Below are 15,442 nucleotides of genomic sequence, written 5' to 3'. Positions count from 1 at the left end.
CAGAATGTAGCGGTATAAGGTCAATCATATCAGAGCAGCGCGAAAAAGAGCGCGACGCGCCTCCTGTGTTTACGCCGGAGGGTGCTTCGGTTAACATCTAACCCCGATTTTTCATTAACGGAAAGCTACGCAAATCATGACTCAAGTCGCTAAAAAATTACTGGTAACGTGCGCCCTGCCGTACGCAAACGGCTCTATCCATCTTGGTCACATGCTGGAACACATCCAGGCTGATGTATGGGTCCGTTACCAGCGAATGCGTGGCAACCAGGTTTACTTCATCTGCGCAGACGATGCGCACGGCACGCCGATTATGCTGAAAGCACAGCAGCTGGGCATCACGCCGGAGCAGATGATTGCCGAGATGAAGCAGGAGCATGAAACTGACTTCGCCGGCTTTAATATCAGCTATGACAACTATCACTCAACGCATGCCGATGAGAATCGTCAGCTGGCTGAGGTGATCTACACGCGCCTGAATGAAAATGGCTTCATTAAGAAGCGCACCATTTCGCAGCTCTACGACCCGGAAAAAGGGATGTTCCTGCCCGATCGCTTTGTGAAAGGCACCTGCCCGAAATGTAAAGCGGCCGATCAGTATGGCGATAACTGCGAAGTGTGCAGCGCCACCTACAGTCCGACCGAGCTGATTGAGCCGAAGTCAGTGGTATCCGGCGCTACGCCGGTACTGCGTGACTCTGAGCACTTCTTCTTTGATCTGCCGGCGTTCAGCGAGATGCTGCAGGCGTGGACGCGTTCCGGCGCGCTGCAGGAGCAGGTCGCCAATAAGATGCAGGAGTGGTTTGAGTCGGGACTGCAGCAGTGGGATATATCCCGCGATGCGCCCTACTTTGGCTTTGAGATTCCGAATGCGCCGGGCAAATATTTCTACGTCTGGCTGGATGCGCCAATCGGCTATATGGGTTCGTTCAAGAACCTGTGCGACAAGCGCGGCGATATCGACTTCAGCGAATTCTGGCAGAAAGATTCCGCGACCGAGCTTTACCACTTTATCGGTAAAGATATCGTCTATTTCCACAGCCTGTTCTGGCCGGCAATGCTGGAAGGCAGCGGCTTCCGCAAGCCGACCAACCTGTTTGTACATGGCTATGTCACGGTAAACGGCGCGAAGATGTCAAAATCGCGCGGTACCTTTATCAAAGCCAGCACCTGGCTGAAGCATCTTGATGCCGACAGCCTGCGCTACTACTACGCGGCCAAGCTCTCTTCGCGCATTGATGATATCGACCTGAATCTGGAAGATTTCGTGCAGCGCGTTAACGCTGACGTAGTGAACAAAGTCGTTAACCTGGCTTCGCGCAACGCCGGTTTTATCACCAAACGCTTTAACGGCGAGCTGGCCGCTGAACTCGCCGATCCGGCGCTGTATCAGACCTTTGTGGCCGCATCAGAGAAGATTGGCGAGGCGTGGGCGAACCGTGAATATAACCGCGCTATCCGTGAGATCATGACGCTGGCCGATCTGGCGAACCGCTATGTTGATGAGCAGGCACCGTGGTGGTGGCGAAACAGGAAGGCCGTGACGCTGACCTGCAGGCGATCTGCTCAATGGGCATCAACCTGTTCCGCGTGCTGATGACCTGGCTGAAGCCGGTACTGCCGTCGCTGAGCGAGCGCGCCGAGGCGTTTCTGCAGAGCGAGCTGAGCTGGGATGGCATCGCGCAGCCGCTGCTGAATCACAGCGTGGCACCGTTCAAAGCGCTCTATGGCCGTATTGAGATGGCAAAAGTGGAGGCGCTGATTGAGGCATCGAAAGAGGATGCGGCGGCGGCCAGTCAGCCTGCGGTGAGCGGCCCGCTTGCTGATGCGCCGATTGGCGACACCATCACCATTGATGATTTCGCCAAAGTCGATATGCGCGTAGCGCTGATTGAGCAAGCGGAACTGGTTGAGGGTTCAGACAAGCTGCTGCGCCTGCAGCTCGATCTCGGCGGTGAGAAGCGTCAGATCTTCTCCGGCATTCGTGCTGCCTACCCCGATCCTTCGGTACTGGTGGGCAAGATGACCATTATCGTGGCCAACCTGGCACCGCGTAAGATGCGCTTTGGCGTATCGGAAGGAATGGTGCTCTCAGCCGGCTCTGGCGGCAGCGATCTGTTTGTGCTCTCGGTGGACAGCGGCGCACAGCCCGGCATGCCGGTTAAGTAATCGCTTTTCTTTGTTTACAGCCCTCTCCGCTGCGAAGAGGGCTGCTTTTCCGCTCCCGCCCTCTTCCTGAACGACCCTCTACGCCAGTTCTGCCGCGCACGCAGGCCGGACTCTGGCACGCTAAGCGCGTAATGCGTATGATGTAAACCGATGACAGACGCCGGAGATGCCTGACGTGTTAACTGCCTGCTGGCGCTATCTGCGCGCCTTTACGATTATCTATGCCGCGCTCTATGCCGGTATCGCGATCGCCGCCCTGCTTCCCTTTACTATTCCCGGCAGTATTATCGGTATGCTGCTGCTGTTTCTCCTGCTGGGACTGCAAATTCTGCCGGTCCGCTGGGTAAAGCCCGGCTGCCATCTGCTGATCCGCTATATGGCGCTGCTGTTTGTCCCGATAAGCGTCGGCGTCATCAGCTATACCGATGTACTTTCCGCGCAGTTTGGGCCGATCGTGGTCTCCTGCCTCACCAGCACGCTGATGGTGCTGGTGGTGGTAGGTTTTAGCGCTGAACGCCTGCAGCGTCCGAAACCGGAGCAGCCGCATGAGTGACGCCTGGTGGTCCCTGCCGCTGACGCTGGCTGCTTATTTTGTGGCGCGCGACTGGCGGCAAAGCTCAAAATCTCGCTGATTAATCCGCTGCTGGTAGCTATGGCCATCATTATCCCGCTGCTGCTGCTCACGCATACCCCCTATACGCGCTATTTTGCCGGCAGCGCACTGCTGAATCAGCTGCTGCAACCGGCGGTCGTGGCCTTAGCGCTGCCGCTTTATGAGCAGATGCATCAGATCCGCGCACGCTGGAAAACCATCATCAGCGTCTGCTTTATTGGCAGCCTGACCGCCATGGTTTCTGGTACCGCGATGGCGCTGTGGCTGGGCGCCACACCGGAGATCGCCGCGACGCTCCTGCCCAAGTCAGTCACCACCCCGATTGCGATGGCGGTCTCTGCCTCACTGCACGGTATTCCGGCCATCAGCGCTATCTGCGTGCTGATCGCGGGCGTATTTGGTGCCGTATTCGGGCACATGCTGCTGAACCTCCTGCGCATTCGCAGCAAAGCATCGCGTGGCCTGGCGATTGGCAACGCGTCACACGCGCTGGGCACGGCGCGCGCGGCGGAACTCGACTATCAGGAAGGGGCGTTCAGTTCGCTGGCGCTGGTGATTTGCGGCATCATCACCTCTTTACTGGCGCCGTTTATCTTTCCGCTGCTGCTGGCATGGTTTGGCTGAAAGTTTGCGAGAGATCTCGCAAAGTTGAAACAACTCAATGAGCTTGCATTGTCATAGCGACATGGATCACATATAACTCAGCAGGCGGCGCACCGCCGCTGATGAGTTAATGAGGCCTGATACCATGCATCCACGATTCTCTTCCGCTTTCTCCGACCTGCCGTTGCCCCTGCAGCAGGCGCTGCAGCCGCTGCTGGACGCGCCCGATTTTCACGGCGTTCTCCGCCCCGATGAGCGGATAACGCTGCAGCAGGCGACCGGACTGGAAGAGGATGCGCTGGCGCTGGCGCTCCTGCCGCTTGCCGCCTGCTGCGCGGTTGCACCGCTCTCGCGCTTCAGCGTTGGCGCTATCGCGCGCGGCGTCAGCGGCCACTGGTATTTTGGGGCGAATATGGAGTTTCGCGGTGCCACGATGCAGCAGACAGTGCACGCTGAGCAGAGCGCGATTACCCACGCCTGGCTGCGCGGTGAAACCGGGATCGAGGCGATTACGGTTAACTACACGCCGTGCGGCCACTGCCGTCAGTTTATGAATGAGCTGAACAGCGGCACGGCGATCCGCATCAGCCTGCCGGGCCGTGACGTGAACACGCTGGCCCACTACCTGCCCGATGCATTTGGTCCTGCCGACCTCAATATTACCGAACGGCTGATGACGCCGGTTGACCATGCCTTTGCTCCTGCCGGCGATGCGCTGCAGCAGGCGGCAATCCGGGCTGCCAGCCAGAGCCACGCGCCTTATAGCTTCAGCTACAGCGGCGTGGCACTGGAGAGCCACAGCGGCGCCATTTACAGCGGCCGCTATGCGGAGAATGCCGCCTTCAACCCGAGCCTGCCGCCGCTGCAGGCCGCGCTGATCCTGATGAATATGCATCATGAACCGCTGGAAACTATTCGCCGCGCGGCGCTGGCCGAGTCTGCAGAGGGTACGCTGACGCAGGCGGACGCCACGCGGGCGACGCTCGCCGCGCTCGGCTGCCGCGAGCTGACGATTACTTTAGTTTCAAAAACATCCGTTTAGTGATCCTTTTACCGCTTTTGTGACCTGCTGTTAACAAAAGCTGTACATCTGCCGGAATTTTCATAGGATCGGGCGCCAGACCTTCACAATAATCAGATCTGGCGTGACCTTTTCGTAGCGATACGTCAGCAAACACTGCAACCGGAGCAAACATTGCATGGAACTCGAGTACGAAAGTAAACGCCCGCTCTATATCCCCTATGCGGGTCCGATTCTGCTGGAATTTCCGCTGCTGAATAAAGGCAGCGCCTTCTCTCTGGAAGAGCGAAACGAATTTAATCTTAATGGCCTGCTGCCGGATGCGGTTGAGACCATTGAAGAGCAGGCGGAACGCGCCTGGCGTCAGTTCCTGGATTTCAAAAACAATAACGACAAGCACGTCTATCTGCGCAATATCCAGGATACCAACGAAACCCTGTTCTACCGCCTGCTGGATAATCATCTGGAAGAGATGATGCCGATTATCTACACCCCGACCGTGGGCGCGGCATGCGAGCACTTCTCCGAAATTTACCGTCGCGCGCGCGGCGTATTTATCTCCTACAACAATCGCGATCGCATCGAAGACATGCTGCAGAACGCCACCAAGCAGAATGTGAAGGTTATTGTGGTCACGGATGGCGAGCGCATTCTTGGCCTGGGCGACCTCGGCATCGGCGGCATGGGTATTCCGATTGGTAAACTGTCGCTCTATACCGCCTGCGGCGGCATCAGTCCGGCTTATACCCTGCCGGTGGTGCTGGATGTCGGAACCAATAACCCGCAGCTGCTCAACGACCCGCTCTATATGGGCTGGCGTCATCCGCGCATTAGCGGCGAAGAGTATGAGTCGTTTGTGAATGAATTTATTCAGGCGGTGAAACGTCGCTGGCCAAACGTCCTGCTGCAGTTCGAAGATTTTGCACAGAAAAACGCTATGCCACTGCTGCAGCGCTATCGCGATGAAATCTGCTGCTTCAACGACGATATTCAGGGCACCGCAGCCGTTACCGTTGGTACCCTGATTGCCGCCAGCCGCGCCGCAGGCAGCCGCCTGTGCGAGCAGAAAGTGGTCTTCCTCGGCGCCGGTTCTGCAGGCTGTGGTATCGCTGAACAGATCGTTGCGCAGATGAAATCGGAAGGACTGAGCGATGATGAAGCGCGTTCGCGCGTCATGATGGTTGACCGCTTTGGTCTGCTCACCGATAAGCTGCCAAACCTGCTCGACTTCCAGAGCAGGCTGGTGCAGAAAAGTGACAATCTGAAAGCCTGGGACGTCACCAGCGACACGATTTCGCTGCTGGATGTGGTGCGCAACGCGCAGCCCGATATTCTGATCGGCGTATCGGGCCAGCCAGGCCTGTTTACCGAAGAGATCATTCGCGAGATGCACAAGCACTGCAAACGCCCTATAGTGATGCCGCTCTCTAACCCGACGTCACGCGTGGAAGCGACGCCGGCGGATATCATCGCCTGGACCGACGGTGCCGCGCTGGTTGCCACCGGCAGCCCGTTCTCACCGGTGACCTGGAAAGGCAAAACCTATCCGATTGCCCAGTGCAACAACTCCTATATCTTCCCGGGCATCGGACTCGGCGTGATTGCCGCGGGCGCAACGCGCGTGACCGATTCCATGCTGATGACCGCCAGCCGCGCGCTGGCTGACTGCTCGCCGCTGGTTAACGACGGCGAAGGTCCGGTCCTGCCGGAGATCAAAGATATTCAGGGCGTCTCTAAACTGATTGCGATGGAAGTGGGCAAAGCGGCACAGCTGGCTGGCGTTGCCGTGGTAACGTCGGAGGATGTGCTCTCTAAAGCGGTTCACAACAACTTCTGGCTGCCGCAGTATCGCCACTACCGCCGTACCTCTATCTGATCGCCTCAGCGCCGGATTTCGATCCGGCACTGCCGAAAAAAACATCAGCCAGCCGGGGTGAGCTTGCTTAGCCGCCCCGGCTCAAGTAGCCTTGAAGCACCCTGAATCCTGCCTGTTGAGTTGCCGCGCGCATGCTGAAACGCGTTTTCTTTGCTCTGATCATCATCATCTTAGCGATGGTGGCGACCGCGCTCGGCCTTGATCGCTGGATCAGCTGGAAAACCGCGCCGTTTATCTATGAAGATGTCGCCTCGCTGCCGCATCGTCAGGTTGGCGTGGTACTGGGCACCGCGAAATATTATCGTGCCGGCGTCATTAATCAGTATTACCTCTATCGCATGCAGGGCGCGCTCAACGCCTATAACAGCGGCAAAGTTAACTACCTGCTGCTGAGCGGCGACAACGCCCAGCAGAGCTATAACGAGCCCGCCACCATGCGACGCGATCTGATTAAAGCTGGCGTCGATCCAGCCGATATCGTGCTGGATTATGCCGGTTTTCGCACGCTCGACTCCATTGTGCGCACGCGCAAGGTGTTTGACACCAACGACTTCATTATTATCACCCAGCGCTTTCACTGCGAGCGGGCGCTCTACATTGCGCTGCACCTTGGCATTCAGGCACAGTGCTATGCCGTACCCTCGCCGAAAAATATGCTGTCGGTGCGCGCACGCGAAGTCGGTGCCCGGCTGGGCGCCATGGCCGATCTCTATCTGATGAAGCGCGAGCCGCGTTTTCTCGGACCGCTGGTGCCAATTCCGGCAGTGCATACGGTGCCGGAAGATGCGCAGAGCTATCCGGCGGTCACGCCTGAACAGCTGCTGGAGCTGGAAGAGAAGCTGCGCAAGTAGCCTTTGCTGCGGCCGGCAGCCATAAAAAAAGGCTGCGCCAGCGCAGCCTTTTTCCGTTACTTCACGCTTATTTCTTGCGCGAGTATTTCAGTGAATCCAGCGCCACGGCGAAGATAATGATGCCGCCCTTGATGATGTACTGCCAGTAAGGGTTCACGCCGATGTAAGTCAGGCCGTAGTTGATTACGGTAAAGATAATTACCCCGGTCACGACGCCTGCGACCGTACCCACACCGCCGGCGAAGGAGACGCCGCCCACCACGCAGGCGGCAATCGCATCCAGCTCATACATAAAGCCGAGGTTGTTGGTGGCGCTGCCAATACGGCCCGCTTCCAGCAGACCGCCAAACGCATAGAACACACCTGACAGGGCATAGACCAGAATCAGGTTGAACGGCACGTTAACGCCTGAAACTTTTGCCGCTTCCGGGTTACCGCCAATCGCAAAAATGTTTTTACCGAAGCGGGTTTTGTTCCACAGGATCCAGACAAACACGATAGCGATAATGGCGTAAAAGGTGATAAACGAGAGCTTGAAGTCACCAAAGCGCAGGAAACCCTGGGTAAAGGTGGAGAAGCCCGCATCGAAGCCAGCGATCGGCGAGGCACCGACAAAATCGTAGTAGAGGGAGTTAATACCATACACGATGATCATCGTACCCAGCGTGGTAATAAACGGCGTTACCTTGAGGTATGCGATGATCACGCCGTTTACCAGGCCAATCACGCCGCCGATAATGCACACTACCAGAATAACCAGCGGAATCGGCATGGTTTCCAGATGCGGGAAAACCTTGTTCACGTTATCCATCGACTGCAGCAGCGTCGCCGCCACTACCGCCGCCAGGCCAACCTGCCGCCCGGCGGAGAGGTCAGTACCCTGAGTCACAATCAGCCCGGCCACGCCCAGCGCGATAATAATACGCACCGACGATTGCGTCAGGATGTTACTCAGGTTCATTAAACTTAAAAACGTCGGATCCTGGAAAATAATAATCGCCAGCAGAACAAACAGGACGACGTAAATACCGCCCTCTTTTAACCAGGTTAGCGCATTCTTTTTAGTAGTCGCTTTCATTTTAAAGCCCTTGCTTCATTAAAGGTGTAATGACGCTAAACGCAGGATTTCATTCTGCGAGGTCGTTTTTGTATCGACAATACCGGCTACCTGACCGTTACTCATTACCAGAATACGATCGGTTATACCCAGCAGCTCTGGCATTTCTGAGGAGATAATAATAATGCCCTTCTCTTTTTTGGCCAGTTCTGAAATCAGCTGATAAATTTCAAATTTAGCCCCTACGTCAATACCGCGCGTAGGTTCATCAAGCATTAATATTTCCGGCTGGGTCAGCAGCCAGCGGCCAATAATGACCTTCTGCTGGTTACCGCCTGAAAGCGAGCCAATCTGCGTATGGTGACCTGGCGTTTTTACCCGCATCGAGTCAATAACCCACTGGGTATCGCTCTTCATACGCTTATTATCAAGCAGGCCGATACTGGATTTATATTTTTTAATATTGGAGATAAGCGAGTTAAAGCCGATATCGAGATAGGCGTAGATCCCGGTGGAGCGACGCTCTTCTGTCACCAGTGCAAAACCGTGGTTAATCGCTTCGTTTGCACTGTGGTTGTTGATCGCTTTGCCGTGCAGCCGGATAGTTCCGCCCGACTTCTCGCGAATGCCAAACAGCGTCTCAACGATATCGGTACGCTTGGCACCCACCAGCCCGGCGATACCGAGGATCTCCCCTTTATGCAGGTCAAATGAGATATCGCGAATCGAGGGCTGACGCAGTGAAGTGAGGTTGCGGACCTCCAGAATCACCTCGCCCGGCACGTTGCTCTTATCCGGGAAGCGCTGATTAAGCGAACGGCCCACCATCATGGCGATGATCTTATCCATATCCAGCCCTTCCAGCGACTGAGTGGCGATCCACTGTCCGTCGCGCAGAATGGTGATCTCGTCGCACAGCTGAAAGATCTCTTCCATCTTATGCGAGATATAGACAATACCGCAGCCGCGATCTTTTAGTTTACGAATAATAGTAAACAGGTGGTTAACTTCTTTTTCCGTCAGCGAAGAGGTCGGTTCATCCATAATGACAATTTTGGCGTCATAGGAGAACGCTTTGGCAATTTCAATCATCTGCATCTGCGATACAGAAAGATTCGCCACTTTATCGCGCGGATCGATATCAATATCGAGCTCATCAAAGATCGCTTTGGTATCGCGATACATTTTGTCCTGATCGACAAATGGCCCTTTACGCGGGTAGCGACCCAGCCACATATTATCCATCACGCTGCGCTGCAGCACGAGGTTTAATTCCTGATGCACCATTGAGACGCCATTTTCCAGCGCTTCTTTGGAGCTTTTATAGTCAATCTCCTGGCCCTGAAAAAGAATACTCCCCGTATCTTTTTTATAGATGCCAAATAAGCACTTTAATAATGTCGATTTTCCGGCGCCGTTTTCACCCATTAAGGCATGGACGGAGTGCGGCCGCACTTTCAAATTCACATTATCTAAGGCTTTCACCCCTGGAAATGATTTCGAGACATTCGTCATCTCCAGCAGATATTCACGCTGTGTGGTCGGATTCTCACTGGCCATAATTTACCTGGCTAAAAAAAGCGTATGCAGATGCAATAAGGCGCGGCAAATTGCCGCGCCCGGAATAGATTACTTCGCAAACTGAGAGAGGTTCTCTTTATCTACGGCGACATAAGGCACGCGAACCACTTTATCTTCCATCTTGAAGTTAGTGCCCGCGGTTGGCTCTTTGCCATCTGCCAGGTTCTTCGCGATATCCAGCGTGGCTTTCGCCTGGTTTTCCGCATCGTTCAGCACGGTACCCGCCATCGCACCCGATTTCACCAGCGCCAGCGCTTCTGGCAGCGCATCGACACCAAACACCGGAATGCTTGATTTGTTGTGTGCTTTCAGCGCTTCAACCGCGCCCATTGCCATTGCATCGTTGTTGGCAATAATCACTTCAATTTTGTTAGCGTTCGGACCGGAGAGCCACGCATCGACTTTATCTTTCGCCTGAGCGGTATCCCACATTGCGGTATCCATCGCCAGCTGCTGCGTCTTGATGCCATCTTTGTTCAGGGTGTCGATAACATATTTGGTACGCGCTTCAGCATCCGGGTGGCCTGGCTCGCCTTTCAGCAGGACAAACTGAATCTGTCCATCTTTGTTCAGATCCCAGGCTGGCGTCGATTTCCAGTGCTTCTCAATCAGCTCGCCCTGTTTGATACCTGACTCTTTTGAGTCTGTACCGACATAATAGGCTTTCGGATAGCTGGCCAGCACTTTGGCGTTCGGCTCTTTGTTGAAAAACACAATCGGTACGTCATTGGCTTTTGCTTTGTCGATGACTACCGCTGCCGCTGCCGGATCTACCAGGTTAATTGCCAGCGCTTTCACGCCCTTGGCCATCAGCACGTCAATCTGATCGTTCTGTTTGGACTGGTCATTCTGCGAGTCATTCATCAGCAGCTGAATGCCGCCCAGCGTTTTCGCCTCTTTCTCGATATCCTTACGCACCATTGACATGAAGTTGTCATCATATTTGTAAATGGTCACGCCAATGCGGGTATCGGCGGCGTGTGCAGTTGCACCAAACATCATGCTGGCAACCAGTGCTGTGAGCGTGAAAACCTTCTTATTCATGGTATCTCCGGTTTTAATTATGCAGGGTATTTCATTGCGCCCTGCTGCCTGCGGGCAGCGAACGCAGTCGGTTGAAACGCTATCATTCTGGAGCAGGCGCGGGCGTTAGCCGGACCGCTCTCCCTATCCTGACTTCCCTGTACGTAACCGCTTCCTGAAGAGTGTTGTGAACCATTTCAATCGGCTACTGAAACCTGTCCGGAGAGGCGTGACCCGGCGTTTCATGATGTTTCAGTCCGGTAAGACGCTGCCATCATAGTGAGCGGTCTGGTAATTAACTGTGAATGTAATCACATATTGGAAACGGTTACATGGCGCTATCGCCTGGATTAGTGATCGACTCCACAATTTGTCGCTGGGCCACTGAGTGACGCCGCACCAGCGTAGGCATGAAGCAGTGCGATGCCTGAGGATCCAGCTCACCGGCTGCGCCTTTCAGCGCCAGCTCTGTTGCCAGTTTTGCCATAGAAACAATGGGATAGCGTACGGTTGTCAGCTGGGGATCGGTGTAACGGGAAATAGGAATGTCATCAAAACCGATGACAGAAAAATGCTGCGGCACCTGAATGCCGTTATCTTTCAGCGCCGTCAGGGCGCCAGCCGCCATGCCATCGTTATAGGAAAACACGGCGGTCAGATGCAAATTGCGCCCGAGCAGCTCCACCATCGCGGCTTCACCGCCCTGCATATCGGGTTCAGCATGGGCGATCCACGCCTCTGCCGGCTGGATACCCTGCTCTGACAGCGCCTGCAGCCAGCCATCGCGGCGCTGAGCCACATCTTCAATCGGGTGGCTGGAGCTGAGATAGCCGATACGCTGATGCCCCTGCTGCAGCAGCATGCGGGTGGCAACCTGCGCACCGGTTACATTGTCGAGACAGACGCAGCGATGCTCGTAGCCGCGGATCACCCGGTTAACCAGCACCATTCCCGGCACCTGATCCATAAACTGCGTGAGTTCAGCGTCTGAAAGCGTTTTCGCATGTACCACCAGCGCATTGCAGCGCTGACGGATCAGCACCTCAATGGCGTGCCGCTCTTTATCTTCCTGATGCCAGGAATTACTGATGAGAACATGCTTATGCACCCGCTGCGCCACGGTATCCACCGCTTTCACCAGCGCGCCAAAAAAGGGATCGGAGACATCCATGACAACGACACCAATCGTGTCGCTGACCTGGGTGGCGAGCGCCTGTGCGTTGGCGTTCGGACGATAGCCCAGCGATTCCACCGCCTGCAGCACGGCGTCGCGGGTATCAGAGGTGACGGCACTGCTGTTATTGAGCACGCGCGACACGGTGGCAACAGAAACTCCCGCCAGTCGGGCGACATCACGAATCGTTATCATGCAGCGGTTCCACAAAGGCTGAAAGACGCGACGGGCGCGTAATAGCGCTATAGTGTCAGGCCGCAGACTTCAGCTACGTGAAACAGCTCACATCAATGAAAACGGTTACATTGCTTTATGCGATCTTTGTGATGCAGGTCATTATCTGACAGGCGGCACTGCGGTGCCGGTTGCAGAGAGACGCTGCGTCAGCCAGCGCCACAGCCACTCCAGCGGCCCCTGACGAAAATAGCGCAGCCAGAGCGCTGAGAAGAGAAGATTGACTACCCAGATAACGGGCACCAGCGCCAGCAGCTGTAACCGGTTAAAGTACAGGAAGAGATCAAACCGGTAGAAAAGCGTGGTACAGATTAGCGTCTGTAACAGATAGTTGCTCAGCGCCATGCGCCCCACTCCCTGAATCAGGTTGCATAGCCGGTTACGCGCGAGCGCAGGCCAGAAGCCGAGACAGAGCGCCGCATAGCCGAGGCTGATAAAAGGCGAGGCGAGATCGCGCGGCACCTGCAGATAAAAGCTGGTCCAGCGCTGCGCCCACTGCAGCTGCCACTGCGCAACGATACCCGGCACCGCGATTAGCCAGCCGGTCGTCAGCAGCAGCAGTGCGGCGCGCCGGTAGTGCTGCAGGCTGAACTCACCGGTCAGCCAGCCGCAGCGCAGCAGCGCGGCACCCATCAGCATCAGCCCCGCCAGCTGCCAGCCATACTGGGATGCCAGCGCCATCAGGCCCGATGCGAGCAGATCGAGCCGGTTGCGTACCGCTTCCCAGCCGCCCACCAGCTTCCAGTAACTTTCATATTCCAGCACAGCGGCACCTGGCTGCCAGCCGCTGCTGCTCTGATTGCCGGAGATCGCTCCGAAGATAAGCAGCACCGCACAGCCGACCAGATAGAGCAGCACGCCGGTCTGAAACAGCGCACGCTCAGAGGGCACTTCACGCAGCAGACGCCAGATAATCAGGCCGATAAGCCCATAGTCGAGGAGAATATCCCCTTCCCAGAAGAAGACGCCGTGGATAAACCCGAGCAGCACCAGCAGCGTCAGGCGCGTGCTGATCCAGCGCTTACCGCGGGGGATCTGCAGCGCCAGTCCGGCGCCAAACAGCAGTGCAAACAGCGTGAGGAATTTCAGCTGCGCCAGCCCGTCCAGTATCGCCCAGGTCCAGGCATCCTGCGGCGTAACGCTGCCCTGCCAGGCGGGATTAAGATAGGCGGCTGACGGCAGGCCAAAGCCGGTAATATTGAGCAGCAAAATGCCCAGAACCGCGCATCCGCGAATAAAATCCAGCGCCTGGTAGCGTTGCATTGCGGCCCTCAGCCATCAAAAAAGGCGGCACCGGGGCCGCCTGGGGATCAGATATGACGTACCGCGCGCAGGAACTCCTGACGCGTATTCTGGCTCGATTTAAACAGCCCGCCCAGCGACGTGGTCGTGGTTGCGCTGGTCGCATCTTTCACGCCGCGCGCTTTTACGCAGTAATGAACTGCATCAATCGACACCGCCACGTTAGTCGTCCCAAGCAGCGTCTGCAGCGCGACCAGCACCTGCTGCGTCAGCCGCTCCTGCACCTGCGGGCGCTGGGCGAAAAACTGCACGATGCGGTTGATTTTCGACAGGCCAATCACTTTGTCTTTGGGAATGTAGGCCACCGTCGCCTTGCCATCGATGATCACAAAATGGTGTTCGCAGGTGCTGGTCAGCGTGATGTCACGCACCGTCACCATCTCGTCCACTTTCATTTTGTTTTCGATAACGGTGATTTTCGGGAAGTTGGCGTAATCGAGACCTGAGAAAATCTCATCCACATACATTTTTGCGATGCGATGCGGCGTCTCCATCAGGCTGTCATCTTCCAGGTCCAGATTCAGCAGCTGCATGATTTGCGTCATGTGACCGGCAATTTCACGCTTGCGCGTTTCGCTATCCATTTCGCGCACCGGGGCGCGTAACGGCGTTTCCAGACCGCGCGCCAGCAGCGCTTCATGAACCAGGGCGGCTTCCTGACTTAAGGTGCTCATCGTTCTCATTCTCCGGCAGGTGATGCGCCCGCGGAACATAGCCCGCGGGGGAAATTCTGAGCGCGTATTGTGAAACACAACGCAGGCTTAATCCAGTAATCAATCTGATTGGCAATCAGCACGTGCGCGTGCGCGGTACCAAAAGGCGCAAAAAAGCGGCTGTTGCTGTCGCTATCACTACACTTATCAGCAGCGCGCCTGGCTAAACTGCAAAAGCGGCAATAACGCACTTGCCAGCCGCCGGCGGGCAGTTTAGACTCACAAAATATGAATAACATTGCACTTGTTGCTTACGGGATGAGAGGATGGATTTAGTTCAGCTGCGAATGTTCTGTTGTGTAGCCGATACCGGTTCTCTGGCGCGAGCCGCTGAACAGCTGCATCGCGTGCCCTCTAATCTCACTACGCGCCTGCGCCAGCTGGAAGAGGAGATCGGGGTTGACCTGTTTATCCGCGAGAAGCAGCGCATGCGTCTGTCACCGATGGGGCATAATTTTCTCAACTACGCCCGCCGTATTCTGGCGCTGAGCGATGAAGCGCTGAATATCGCCCGCGCCGGTGAGCCAGGCGGCAATTTTGCTTTTGGTTCAATGGAGAGCACGGCAGCTACCCGCCTGCCGGCGCTGCTGGCCGCCTATCATCAGCGCTACCCGGCGGTGGCGCTCTCCCTGGTGACCGGCACATCGGGCGATATCATCGACAAAGTGCGCGCCGGCACGCTGGCGGCGGCGCTGGTTGATGGTCCGGCTCCCTATGATGACCTGAACGGCTGTATCGCCTTCAGCGAAGAGATGGTGCTGATCTCCAGCCCTGAACATCCGCCGATCCTCAGCGCACGCGATACCCAGCAGGATACGCTGTTTGCCTTTGGCAACAGCTGCTCCTACCGCACCCGGCTGGAGAGCTGGTACCGCGACAGCCAGAGCGCACCGCGCAACGTCATGGAGATCCAGTCCTATCACGCGATGGTTGCCTGCGTGGCGGGCGGCGGCGGCGTGGCAATGCTGCCCGCCTCCGTGCTGGCGCAGATGCCGGCACGCGAGCGGGTACAGGAGCACGCGCTGCCGCCGCTCTATCGCGATACCGCTACCTGGCTGATGTGGCGACGCGATGCGTTTACGCCGAACGTCGAGGCGCTGAAATACCTGATTATCGATATGTTTGATGACCGGCCACAGCACGACGGCCTGCTGCATCCGCTGCCGGACAGCGAGCAGACGCTGCTGAAATAAGTAATGACCACCAGGGCCACTGGCCCGCATCT

General features: G+C 56.4%; 11 protein-coding genes and 2 pseudogenes. 7 read left to right on the top strand and 6 right to left on the bottom strand.

All coding sequences use genetic code 11. The features are described 5' to 3' along the window. The first annotated feature begins 136 nt into the window (after nucleotides 1-136). The 6 genes and pseudogenes from metG to sanA all read left to right on the top strand — a co-directional run bounded on the left by metG (nucleotide 137) and on the right by sanA (nucleotide 7,133). A pseudogene (gene metG / locus HA43_RS13190) lies at nucleotides 137-2,169 on the top strand (methionine--tRNA ligase). A 166-nt stretch (nucleotides 2,170-2,335) separates the two neighbouring features. Further along, complete coding sequence (locus HA43_RS13185; RefSeq protein WP_094111870.1) at nucleotides 2,336-2,722, top strand: CidA/LrgA family protein; 387 nt, start codon at nucleotides 2,336-2,338, stop codon at nucleotides 2,720-2,722. Then, nucleotides 2,715-3,406 (top strand): annotated as a pseudogene (locus HA43_RS13180) (CidB/LrgB family autolysis modulator). Before HA43_RS13185 ends, HA43_RS13180 begins: the two are co-directional and overlap by 8 nt. 124 nt (nucleotides 3,407-3,530) lie before the next feature. Continuing rightward, complete coding sequence (gene cdd, locus HA43_RS13175) at nucleotides 3,531-4,427, top strand: cytidine deaminase (RefSeq protein ID WP_094111869.1); 897 nt, start codon at nucleotides 3,531-3,533, stop codon at nucleotides 4,425-4,427. Nucleotides 4,428-4,584: 157 nt separating this feature from the next. Next, nucleotides 4,585-6,282, top strand: coding sequence for an NAD-dependent malic enzyme (locus tag HA43_RS13170; RefSeq protein WP_039385428.1), 1,698 nt, complete (start codon nucleotides 4,585-4,587; stop codon nucleotides 6,280-6,282). A gap of 131 nt (nucleotides 6,283-6,413) precedes the next feature. Next, the gene (gene sanA / locus HA43_RS13165; RefSeq protein WP_094111868.1) at nucleotides 6,414-7,133 is read left to right on the top strand and encodes an outer membrane permeability protein SanA; all 720 of its coding nucleotides are present in this window, start codon (nucleotides 6,414-6,416) and stop codon (nucleotides 7,131-7,133) included. A 67-nt stretch (nucleotides 7,134-7,200) separates the two neighbouring features. On the opposite strand, the gene mglC is transcribed toward sanA, so the two are convergent. From mglC to folE, 6 genes are all read right to left on the bottom strand, one after another. Continuing rightward, nucleotides 7,201-8,211 (bottom strand): galactose/methyl galactoside ABC transporter permease MglC, encoded by a 1,011-nt coding sequence (mglC, locus tag HA43_RS13160; RefSeq protein WP_094111867.1) that lies wholly within the window; start codon nucleotides 8,209-8,211, stop codon nucleotides 7,201-7,203. A gap of 18 nt (nucleotides 8,212-8,229) precedes the next feature. Beyond that, complete coding sequence (gene mglA / locus HA43_RS13155) at nucleotides 8,230-9,750, bottom strand: galactose/methyl galactoside ABC transporter ATP-binding protein MglA (RefSeq protein WP_071668024.1); 1,521 nt, start codon at nucleotides 9,748-9,750, stop codon at nucleotides 8,230-8,232. 69 nt (nucleotides 9,751-9,819) lie between these two features. Continuing rightward, a complete protein-coding gene (gene mglB, locus HA43_RS13150; protein WP_071668025.1) occupies nucleotides 9,820-10,815 on the bottom strand; it encodes a galactose/glucose ABC transporter substrate-binding protein MglB in 996 nt (331 codons plus the stop codon). Nucleotides 10,816-11,122: 307 nt separating this feature from the next. Further along, nucleotides 11,123-12,163, bottom strand: a complete 1,041-nt coding sequence (gene galS / locus HA43_RS13145; RefSeq protein ID WP_039385437.1) for an HTH-type transcriptional regulator GalS — start codon at nucleotides 12,161-12,163, stop codon at nucleotides 11,123-11,125. A 141-nt stretch (nucleotides 12,164-12,304) separates the two neighbouring features. Further along, nucleotides 12,305-13,465 (bottom strand): DUF418 domain-containing protein YeiB, encoded by a 1,161-nt coding sequence (yeiB, locus tag HA43_RS13140; protein WP_094111866.1) that lies wholly within the window; start codon nucleotides 13,463-13,465, stop codon nucleotides 12,305-12,307. A gap of 47 nt (nucleotides 13,466-13,512) precedes the next feature. Further along, nucleotides 13,513-14,178, bottom strand: coding sequence for a GTP cyclohydrolase I FolE (gene folE / locus HA43_RS13135; protein WP_039385439.1), 666 nt, complete (start codon nucleotides 14,176-14,178; stop codon nucleotides 13,513-13,515). Nucleotides 14,179-14,483: 305 nt separating this feature from the next. Here folE and ptrR point away from each other — a divergent pair, with 305 nt between their 5' ends. Beyond that, a complete protein-coding gene (gene ptrR / locus HA43_RS13130; protein ID WP_039385440.1) occupies nucleotides 14,484-15,410 on the top strand; it encodes a putrescine utilization regulator PtrR in 927 nt (308 codons plus the stop codon). Nucleotides 15,411-15,442: the final 32 nt, after the last annotated feature.

Source organism: Pantoea eucrina, assembly GCF_002095385.1.
GTDB classification, from domain to species: Bacteria; Pseudomonadota; Gammaproteobacteria; order Enterobacterales; family Enterobacteriaceae; genus Pantoea; species Pantoea eucrina.
This window is presented reverse-complemented; position numbering and strand designations above follow the sequence as displayed.